The following is an 8,504-nucleotide window of genomic DNA, read 5'->3' as shown; positions in this document are numbered from 1 at the left end:
CAGTCCTTCGACCGCTACGACGTGCGCGTCGAGCTCGCCGGGTCGTTGGCCTCCGCCGCCCCCGCCCGAGCTGCCACCGCCGCCCGCGCCGCCGCTCGAGGAGCTCGACGAGGATCCGACGTAGCTCGACGTCGACGACGAGAACGAGGACACGCTGCCGGCGAAGGCCGCCGCGTGGAAGCCGTTCGGTCCGGAGTACCAGACCGGCTCCTCGCCGGTGCGCTCGTAGGCCGACGCGAGCTCCGCCGACCACTCCTTCTCGAGACCGAAGAGCACGGCCCACGGCAGCAGGCGCTCCGTCACCTCGACCACCTCGACCGGTCCGACCGTGCGCCGATCCGCCCCGCGGGGCGACTGCAGCATCGCGATCCGGTCGGCCTCGGCCAGGCGGATGTACAGCTCGAGTCCGCGCAGATGGTCGCGCAGCTCAGCGCCCGCGGCCGTCAGCGGCACCCTCGAGACCAGGATCGTCCCCACGACGGCCGCGACGATCGCGACCAGCATCAGCACGAGCGGGAGCGCTCCGCCGAAGGAGCGGGTCATCAGGAGGATCGCGCCCAGGAAGGCAGCCATGACACCCAGCAGCAGCGGGACGATCACGAGCACGCTGCCGCCGATCGTCCCGGCCTTCTTCAGTCCCGCCTCGGTCACCCGGTTGCCCAGCGCGGTCCGGAACTGTCCGACGGCCTTGCCGAACTCCTTGTCCTTGCCGGAGAGCTCACGCACCGTCCCCGGCACGCGGCCGAGGGCGATGTCGAGGAACTCGCGGTCGTCGGAGGCGAGGGGCCGCGGGCGTCCCGCGCGACGCGTCGGCGTCGTCGCAGGGTCGAGCACCCGCACGGCGTACTCCTGCTTCCGCCCCTCCCCCGTCTCCTCGATGCGCACGAGACCGCGGACGGCGGCGTCCAGGAGTCCGGCCGCGGGGGCCTTCGACGTCTTCCGCAGCAGCGCGGCGGAGAGGAACAGCCCCTCCGCGGGCGGGTCGTACTCGGCGACGACGGTCGGGCGGCCGGGAGCGTCGCGGAGCACGGTCCTGCGGCGGTGCACGGCGAGCGCGAGGCCGATCAGGACCGCGGCGAGGCCGCCCAGCTGCACCCAGGACCAGCCGGAGGCGAAGTAGCGGTCGTCGCGCGGCGTGAAGGTCCCGGGAGCGAAGCCGATCGCCACGGTCACGTTCTCCCCCGGAGCCAGCGACTCCCCCGATGCCGTGACGACCGCGCCGTCGCGGCCGATCGGACAGGGCGTCGTCGAGCCCTCCGGTCCCCGGTAGCAGCTGACGGTCCCCGTCGCGGCGGAGGCCAACGACCCGGCGAGCTCGACGCGCACGTCGTAGCGGTCGAAGGACTGGCGCCAGCCCGTGCCGTTGACGTCCCAGTAGAACTCGTCCTCGCCGCTGCGCGTGCCGGATCCAGGGAGGGTCGTGTTGTGCTGCGTGTAGGTGAAGACGTAGGTCTGGCTGCCGCTGACGAACTCGTCCGCCGCGCTGGTGACCAGGAGGAAGCCGTCCTCGCGCTCGGTGTCGACCGGCCGCGCCTCCCCGTCGCCGTCGGTGACGGACACCAGGTCGACGTCGGTCGGGTGCCCCTCGTAGTCGAGCGGGATCGCGCGCTGCATGCCGCGGTTCTGCGACGGCGGGAACTCGGCGACGAAGGTCTCGACGGTGGTCAGCGTCGAGCGGCCCTCCTCGTCGCGGTCGAGGCGGAAGTCGGCCGAGTACTCCGAGAACCGGAAGCCGTCCACATCCGCGCGCACGACACCCGCGACGGGCTGCGGAGCCGCCACGGGCTGCGGAGCCGCCACGGCGTGCGCCGCCGCTCCGCCGACCAGCAGCGGGACCGCGAGGGCCGCAGCCGCCGCTCGCCGCGCGACCACCCCCGCCCGGCCGGTCGAGGCGGACAGGATCGTGCCGAGCAGCCCCCACATGCCTGCGATGCTACGCGCCGACGCACGCCCGGCACGTCCCCCGGGCGGACTACTGGAGCAGGAACTGCGTGGGCGAGCCCGAGGGGATGCCGGCGACCGACACCGACAGGTTGTAGGCGGCGCCGCCCGCCTCGACCGCCTCGCGACCGCCGGAGCAGGTGTCGGCGGAGGAGCGGGTGCGGTCCCACGTCAGCGCGCTGCCCATCACCGAGCGGCCCGCCTGGAGGAGCACCGGCAGATCGGCCGCCCCGGTCTGGCAGTCGGTCGAGGTCCAGATCTGCTCGGAGCCGCTCGTGATCGTGAAGACCTGCTTGCTCGTGCCCGCGTCGATCACGCAGTCGGTGCTCGAGATGTTGGCCAGCGAGAGCGAGAGCTGCGGATCCTCGCCGGGCGCGTAGCTCGTGGCGTCCGTGACCGCGGTGACGGCGACGGAGTCGGCCGTGCAGGCGGGTGCGGCGCCGGGCGTCGCACCGGGCGAGGTGGTCGGGTAGAGCGTCGGCAGCACGACGGTCGGCGTGGGGCTCGACGCGGCGTCGGAGCCGGTCATCCGCGGGAGCAGCGACAGCACCACCGCCAGGCCCGCGACGATGACGACCAGCGCGAGCAGCACTCCGGCGCGGCGTCGCCGGTAGACCCGGGAGGGCAGGCGGCGGGGCGGCGGAGTCACCGGGACAGGCTACGACGTGGCGGCGGTCAGAGCGTCTTCAGCATGCGGGTGTTGCCCAGCGTGTTCGGCTTCACCCGGGCGAGGTCGAGGAACTCGGCGACTCCCTCGTCGGGAGAGCGGAGCAGCTCGGCGTAGACCTCGGGGTCGACGACCTTCTCGCCGATCGGCTCGAAGCCGTGGCGGGCGAAGAAGTCGACCTCGAAGGTGAGGCAGAACAGGCGCTTCAGGCCGAGCTCGCGCGCGTCGTTCTCGAGGCGCTCCAGGATGTGGTGGCCCACGCCCCTCCCGAGCCAGTCCTGCGCGACCGCGAGGGTGCGCACCTCCGCGATGTCGTCCCACATCACATGCAGCGCACCGCAGCCGATCGCCGTCCCGTGGCCGTCCTCGGCGATGCGGAACTCCTGCACGGCGCCGTAGAGCACCACGCGATCCTTGCCCAGGAGGATGCGCTCGTTCACGAGCGGCTCGCTGAGCTCCTGGATGAAGGGGACATCGCTCGTGCGCGCGCGGCGCACCGGGTACTTCCAATCGGCCATTCGACAAGCCTAGGCCGCACCGGGCGCGGGATCCTGCGAGCAGGCGCGCACCCCCGGACGACGACGTGCCCGCCCCCTCGCGAGAGGGGACGGGCACGGGGTCGTTCGGCAGCCTGCTACGACATCAGGTCGGGCGTCGCCGGGCCGGCCGTGGCTGCTCCGGTGGACGCGCCGGCGCTGATCGAGATCAGACGCGGGGTCGTGGTGAAGACGAACTTGTTGTCGGCGAAGTCCACGTGGATGTGGTCTCCGGCGCCGAGCTCGCCGTGCAGGATCCGCTCGGACAGCTGGTCCTCGATCTCGCGCTGGATCGCGCGGCGCAGGGGGCGCGCACCGAGGGCCGGGTCGAACCCGACCTCGATCAGGCGCTCCTTGGCCGGCTGCGTCAGCTCCACCGTCATGTCGCGGTCGAGCAGGCGGTCGCCCAGGCGCTTGATGAAGAGGTCGACGATCTGGAGCAGCTCGGGCTTCGACAGCTGCGGGAAGACGATGACGTCGTCCACGCGGTTGAGGAACTCGGGCTTGAAGTGCTTCTTGAGCTCCTCGTTGACCTTGCCGCGCATGCGGTCGTAGCCGGTGGCGTTGTCGCCCTCGATCTGGAACCCGACGGGACCACCGGCGATGTCACGAGCACCGAGGTTGGTGGTCATGATGATGACGGTGTTCTTGAAGTCGACGACACGGCCCTGGCCGTCGGTCAGTCGACCCTCCTCCAGGATCTGGAGGAGCGAGTTGAAGATGTCCGGGTGCGCCTTCTCGATCTCGTCGAAGAGGACCACGCTGAACGGCTTGCGGCGCACCTTCTCGGTGAGCTGGCCGCCCTCCTCGAAGCCGACGAACCCGGGAGGGGCGCCGAACAGCCGCGAGACGGTGTGCTTCTCGCCGTACTCCGACATGTCGAGCGAGATCATCGCGTTCTCGTCGTCGAAGAGGAACTCGGCGAGCGCCTTGGCCAGCTCGGTCTTCCCGACGCCCGTGGGGCCGGCGAAGATGAACGAGCCCGAGGGGCGCTTGGGGTCCTTGAGGCCCGCGCGGGTGCGGCGGATCGTCCGCGAGAGGGCCGCGATGGCCTCCTCCTGACCGATGACGCGCTGGTGCAGGGCCTTCTCCATGAAGACGAGCCGCGAGGACTCCTCTTCCGTGAGCTTGAAGACCGGGATGCCCGTCGCCTGGGCGAGGACCTCGGCGATCAGGCCCTCGTCGACCACGCCGGTGGCCTTGACGTCGCCCGACTTCCACTGCTTCTCGAGGCGCAGGCGCTCACCGAGCAGCTGCTTCTCCTCGTCGCGGAGCGACGCGGCCTTCTCGAAGTCCTGGTCCTCGATCGCGGCCTCCTTGGCGGAGCGGACCACGGCGATGCGGTCGTCGAAGTCGCGCAGCTCCGGCGGCGCCGAGAGGATCGAGAGGCGCAGGCGTGCGCCGGCCTCGTCGATCAGGTCGATCGCCTTGTCGGGGAGGAAGCGGTCGCTGATGTAGCGGTCGGCCAGGTTGGCCGCCGAGACGATCGCGCCGTCGGTGATGGACACCTTGTGGTGCGCCTCGTAGCGGTCGCGCAGCCCCTTGAGGATGTTGATCGTGTGGGGCAGCGACGGCTCCGCGACCTGGATCGGCTGGAAGCGGCGCTCGAGAGCGGCGTCCTTCTCGAAGTGCTTGCGGTACTCGTCGAGCGTGGTCGCGCCGATGGTCTGCAGCTCGCCGCGGGCGAGCAGCGGCTTGAGGATCGAGGCGGCGTCGATCGCGCCCTCAGCGGCCCCTGCGCCGACGAGGGTGTGGATCTCGTCGATGAAGGTGATGATGTCGCCGCGGGTGCGGATCTCCTTCGTGACCTTCTTCAGGCGCTCCTCGAAGTCACCGCGGTAGCGGGATCCGGCGATGAGCGAGCCGAGGTCGAGCGTGTAGAGCTGCTTGTCCTTCAGCGTCTCGGGCACGTCGCCGCGCACGATCGCCTGGGCGAGGCCCTCGACGACGGCGGTCTTGCCGACGCCGGGCTCGCCGATCAGGACGGGGTTGTTCTTGGAGCGGCGGGAGAGGATCTGCATGACCCGCTCGATCTCCTTCTCGCGCCCGATGACCGGGTCGAGCTTGTTGTCGCGCGCCGCCTGGGTGAGGTTGCGTCCGAACTGGTCGAGGATCTGCGATCCCCCCTGAGGCTGCTGCTGCTCACCGCCCACGGCGACCTGCTCCTTGCCCTGGTAGCCGGAGAGCAGCTGGATGACCTGCTGGCGCACGCGGTTCAGGTCGGCACCGAGCTTGACCAGCACCTGAGCGGCGACGCCCTCGCCCTCGCGGATGAGGCCGAGCAGGATGTGCTCGGTCCCGATGTAGTTGTGGCCGAGCTGCAGCGCTTCGCGCAGGGACAGCTCGAGGACCTTCTTCGCCCGAGGCGTGAAGGGGATGTGGCCGGTCGGCTGCTGCTGCCCCTGGCCGATGATGTCCTGCACCTGCTCGCGCACAGCGTCGAGCGAGATCCCGAGGGACTCGAGCGCCTTCGCGGCCACTCCCTCGCCCTCGTGGATCAGGCCGAGCAGGATGTGCTCCGTGCCGATGTAGTTGTGATTGAGCATCTTGGCCTCTTCCTGGGCCAGGACGACGACGCGCCGCGCGCGATCGGTGAATCTCTCGAACATGCTGTCACTCCCTACAGAACCCGCAGGGGTGGGCTCCGATACGTCGACTGTAACCAGCGCTCCCCCCGGTGAGCAGGCCTGTTCGCCCTGGGCGTGCACGCGATCCGGAGGGGTGCGGGCGGCGGTCCGGTCCACCGGTCCATGCGAAGGCATACACTTCCCGCATGAGCAACCTGGAGGAGCATCCCGACGAGCTCCCCGTCGCCGCGGAGCCGGTCCCTCGCGACCCCGGCGCGGTCGAGATCCTGGAGGCGCGGCTCGTCCCGCTCGGCGGTCCGCGCGCGATCGAGGTGCGCCGCACCCTCCCCCAGCGCTCGCGCTCGACCATCGGCGCATGGTGCTTCGCCGACCACTACGGCCCGGTGCGGCTCGGCGAGGAGGCCGGGATGGACGTCCCGCCGCACCCGCACACCGGCCTGCAGACCGTGAGCTGGCTCTTCGAGGGCGAGATCGAGCACCGCGACAGCGTCGGCAGCCTCGCCGTGGTGCGCCCGGGCGAGCTCAACCTGATGACGGCCGGACGCGGCATCTCGCACTCGGAGGTCTCGACCGGGGGCGCGCCCGTCCTGCACGGGGTGCAGCTCTGGGTCGCGCTGCCAGAGGAGGCGCGGCTCGTCGATCCGTTCTTCGAGCACCACCGCGGCGTGCCCGTGGAGCTGCCCGGCGCGCTGGTCCGCGTCTTCGTCGGAGTGATGCTGGGCGCGTCGGTGCCCGCGAGCACCTTCACTCCGCTGGTCGCCGCGCAGATCGACCTCGAGCCGGGTGCCCGGGTCGAGCTGCCGGTCGAGGAGTCGTGGGAGTACGGCGTGCTCGTCGACGCCGGCCCCGTGGCGGTCGAGGGTGCGGACGTCCCGCGCTCGGACCTCGCCTACCTGGCGCCCGGCCGTTCGCACCTGGTGCTGACCGCCGGGGACGCGGGCGCCCGCGTGGTGCTGCTCGGCGGCGAGCCGTTCGCCGAGGAGCTGGTGATGTGGTGGAACTTCGTCGGCCGCTGCCACGACGACGTGGCGGCCGCCCGCGAGCGCTGGCAGTCCGACGTGATCGCCGGGGCGGATCCCGCGGGACCGTTCGGCACCGTCGACGGGTACGGCGGACGCGCGCTCCCCGCGCCCGTGCTGCCGACCGTGCGCCTCAAGCCGCGCCGCCGGGCCTGAGCCGGGGCCGTCAGGCCGAGGCGCTCCGAGGCGGGCCCACGACTCGGGAGCGCGGGAGTCGCGATGATCCCGCTCGACCACCGCGACTCCCGCGCTCTCACCGGCGCGTCAGGACGCGTCCGACTCCTTCTTCGCGGCGGCCTTCGCTGCTGCCTCGCGGTCGGTGGCCTCGGCCGTCTCGCGGAAGGCGCGGCGAGGATCCTGCAGCGCGCTCATCGGCGAGAGGTCGCGCGGAGTGACGGCGTCGACGAGCCAGCCCGTGATGATCCGCCACTTGCGGTCCAGGGTCGGCATCGCCGCTCCGTGGTAGGCGCGGTGCGCGAGCCAGGCGGGGAGGCCGCGCAGCTTCACGCCCTTGATCAGGCCCGCGCCCTTGCCGATCCCGTACTCGGCGACGGTCCCGACGGAGGCGTGGCGGTACTCCTCCACGGTGCCTCCGGTGAGGTCGGCGATGATGTTGCGCGCCAGGAGCTTGGCCTGCCGGACCGCGTTCTGCGCGTTCGGCGGGTAGTACGCGGGCTGCTTCTCGCTGGTGAGGTCCGGCACCTGCGCGCCGTCGCCGGCCGCCCAGGCGCCGCCCACCGGCTCGCCGTCCTCGCGGATGACCCGCAGGCGCGCATCCGCCATGACGTGGCCCTTCGGCCCGCGGGGCGCGTCGGTCGCGTCGAGGATCGGGTTCGGCTTCACGCCGGCGGTCCACACGATCGTGGCCGTCGGGATGCGCTCGCCGGAGGAGAGCTCCACGACGCCGTCCTCGCAGGAGGGCATCGTCGTCTTCAGGTGCACGTGCACGCCGCGCGAGCGGAGGTGGTCGAGCGTCCACCTCGAGAGCTCGGGACCGACCTCGGGGGCGACCCGGTCCAACGCCTCGACGAGGTGCCAGGTGACGTCGCCCATCGAGAGGGAGGGCTGCGCGGCGAGCGTCCTGCGGCTGAGGTCGAGCAGCTCGCTCAGCGCCTCGACGCCGGTGTAGCCGCCGCCGACGAAGACGAAGGTGAGCAGGCGCCGACGCTCGGCGGGATCGGTGGTGAGCGCCGCCTTCGCGATGTTCTCGATGACGCGGTCGCGCAGGTGCGCCGCCTCCTCCACCGTCTTGAAGCCGATGCCGTGCTCGGCGAGACCCGGCGTGGGGAAGGTGCGGGTGACGGCCCCGAGCGCGAAGACGACCTGGTCGAACTCGAGCGTGCGGGTGGAGCCGTCCATCGCGGCGACGGTGGCGCTGCGCTCGGCGAGGCTCACGCCGGTGATCGCACCGCGGATCACGCGGGTGCGCTTGAGCGCGGAGACCAGCGGCACCGTGACGTGGCGCGGCTGGACGTGCCCGCCGGCGACCTCGGGCAGCAGCGGCTGGTAGGTCATGTAGGGGTTCGGCTCGACGACGGTGACGTCGATCGGCGCCTCCCCCCGTCTCTTCTCGAGGCCCCAGGCCGTGTACAGGCCGACGTAGCCGCCGCCGAGGATGAGGATGCGCGTCGTACGGGATGCCGTCATGTCCGTTCCCTTCTCGAACCCGGCGCCGGGCAGGCGGAACCGGATGGTGCTGAGGACGTTACGACGCTACGCGGGGCGCGGCGGCCCGCACAGGGACTTGCGCGAC

At 71.8% G+C, this 8,504-nt stretch carries 6 protein-coding genes; 1 reads left to right on the top strand and 5 read right to left on the bottom strand.

Going from position 1 to position 8,504, the window contains the following annotated elements:
- From C5C10_RS15195 to C5C10_RS15180, 4 genes are all read right to left on the bottom strand, one after another.
- Window positions 1-1,923: DUF2207 domain-containing protein (locus tag C5C10_RS15195; protein WP_104329679.1), on the bottom strand; the 1,923-nt coding region annotated here is incomplete at its 3' end.
- Window positions 1,924-1,972: 49 nt separating this feature from the next.
- Window positions 1,973-2,590 carry a hypothetical protein gene (locus tag C5C10_RS15190; protein ID WP_104226002.1) on the bottom strand — a complete coding sequence of 206 codons (618 nt, stop codon included), beginning with the start codon at window positions 2,588-2,590 and terminating at the stop codon, window positions 1,973-1,975.
- Between the two features lie 26 nt (window positions 2,591-2,616).
- Window positions 2,617-3,126 carry an amino-acid N-acetyltransferase gene (locus C5C10_RS15185; protein ID WP_104224089.1) on the bottom strand — a complete coding sequence of 170 codons (510 nt, stop codon included), beginning with the start codon at window positions 3,124-3,126 and terminating at the stop codon, window positions 2,617-2,619.
- A gap of 116 nt (window positions 3,127-3,242) precedes the next feature.
- Window positions 3,243-5,753, bottom strand: coding sequence for an ATP-dependent Clp protease ATP-binding subunit (locus tag C5C10_RS15180; protein ID WP_104224090.1), 2,511 nt, complete (start codon window positions 5,751-5,753; stop codon window positions 3,243-3,245).
- Between the two features lie 164 nt (window positions 5,754-5,917).
- Between C5C10_RS15180 and C5C10_RS15175 the strand changes: the two genes are divergently transcribed.
- Window positions 5,918-6,907 carry a pirin family protein gene (locus tag C5C10_RS15175; protein WP_104329678.1) on the top strand — a complete coding sequence of 330 codons (990 nt, stop codon included), beginning with the start codon at window positions 5,918-5,920 and terminating at the stop codon, window positions 6,905-6,907.
- A gap of 108 nt (window positions 6,908-7,015) precedes the next feature.
- On the opposite strand, the gene C5C10_RS15170 is transcribed toward C5C10_RS15175, so the two are convergent.
- Window positions 7,016-8,398, bottom strand: a complete 1,383-nt coding sequence (locus tag C5C10_RS15170; RefSeq protein WP_104329677.1) for an NAD(P)/FAD-dependent oxidoreductase — start codon at window positions 8,396-8,398, stop codon at window positions 7,016-7,018.
- Window positions 8,399-8,504 lie beyond the last annotated feature (106 nt).

Source organism: Rathayibacter sp. AY1A3, assembly GCF_002930975.1.
Taxonomy (GTDB): Bacteria; Actinomycetota; Actinomycetes; order Actinomycetales; family Microbacteriaceae; genus Rathayibacter.
Note: the sequence above shows the minus strand (reverse complement) of the source record. Positions and strands in the feature narration are given on the sequence as shown.

Excerpts from the sequence above, each read along its gene's own strand:
- C5C10_RS15180 (WP_104224090.1), bottom strand. The coding sequence starts at position 5,753 with ATGTTCGAGAGATTCACCGATCGCGCGCGGCGCGTCGTCGTCCTGGCC.
- C5C10_RS15170 (WP_104329677.1), bottom strand. The coding sequence starts at position 8,398 with ATGACGGCATCCCGTACGACGCGCATCCTCATCCTCGGCGGCGGCTAC.
- C5C10_RS15185 (WP_104224089.1), bottom strand. The coding sequence starts at position 3,126 with ATGGCCGATTGGAAGTACCCGGTGCGCCGCGCGCGCACGAGCGATGTC.
- C5C10_RS15175 (WP_104329678.1), top strand. The coding sequence starts at position 5,918 with ATGAGCAACCTGGAGGAGCATCCCGACGAGCTCCCCGTCGCCGCGGAG.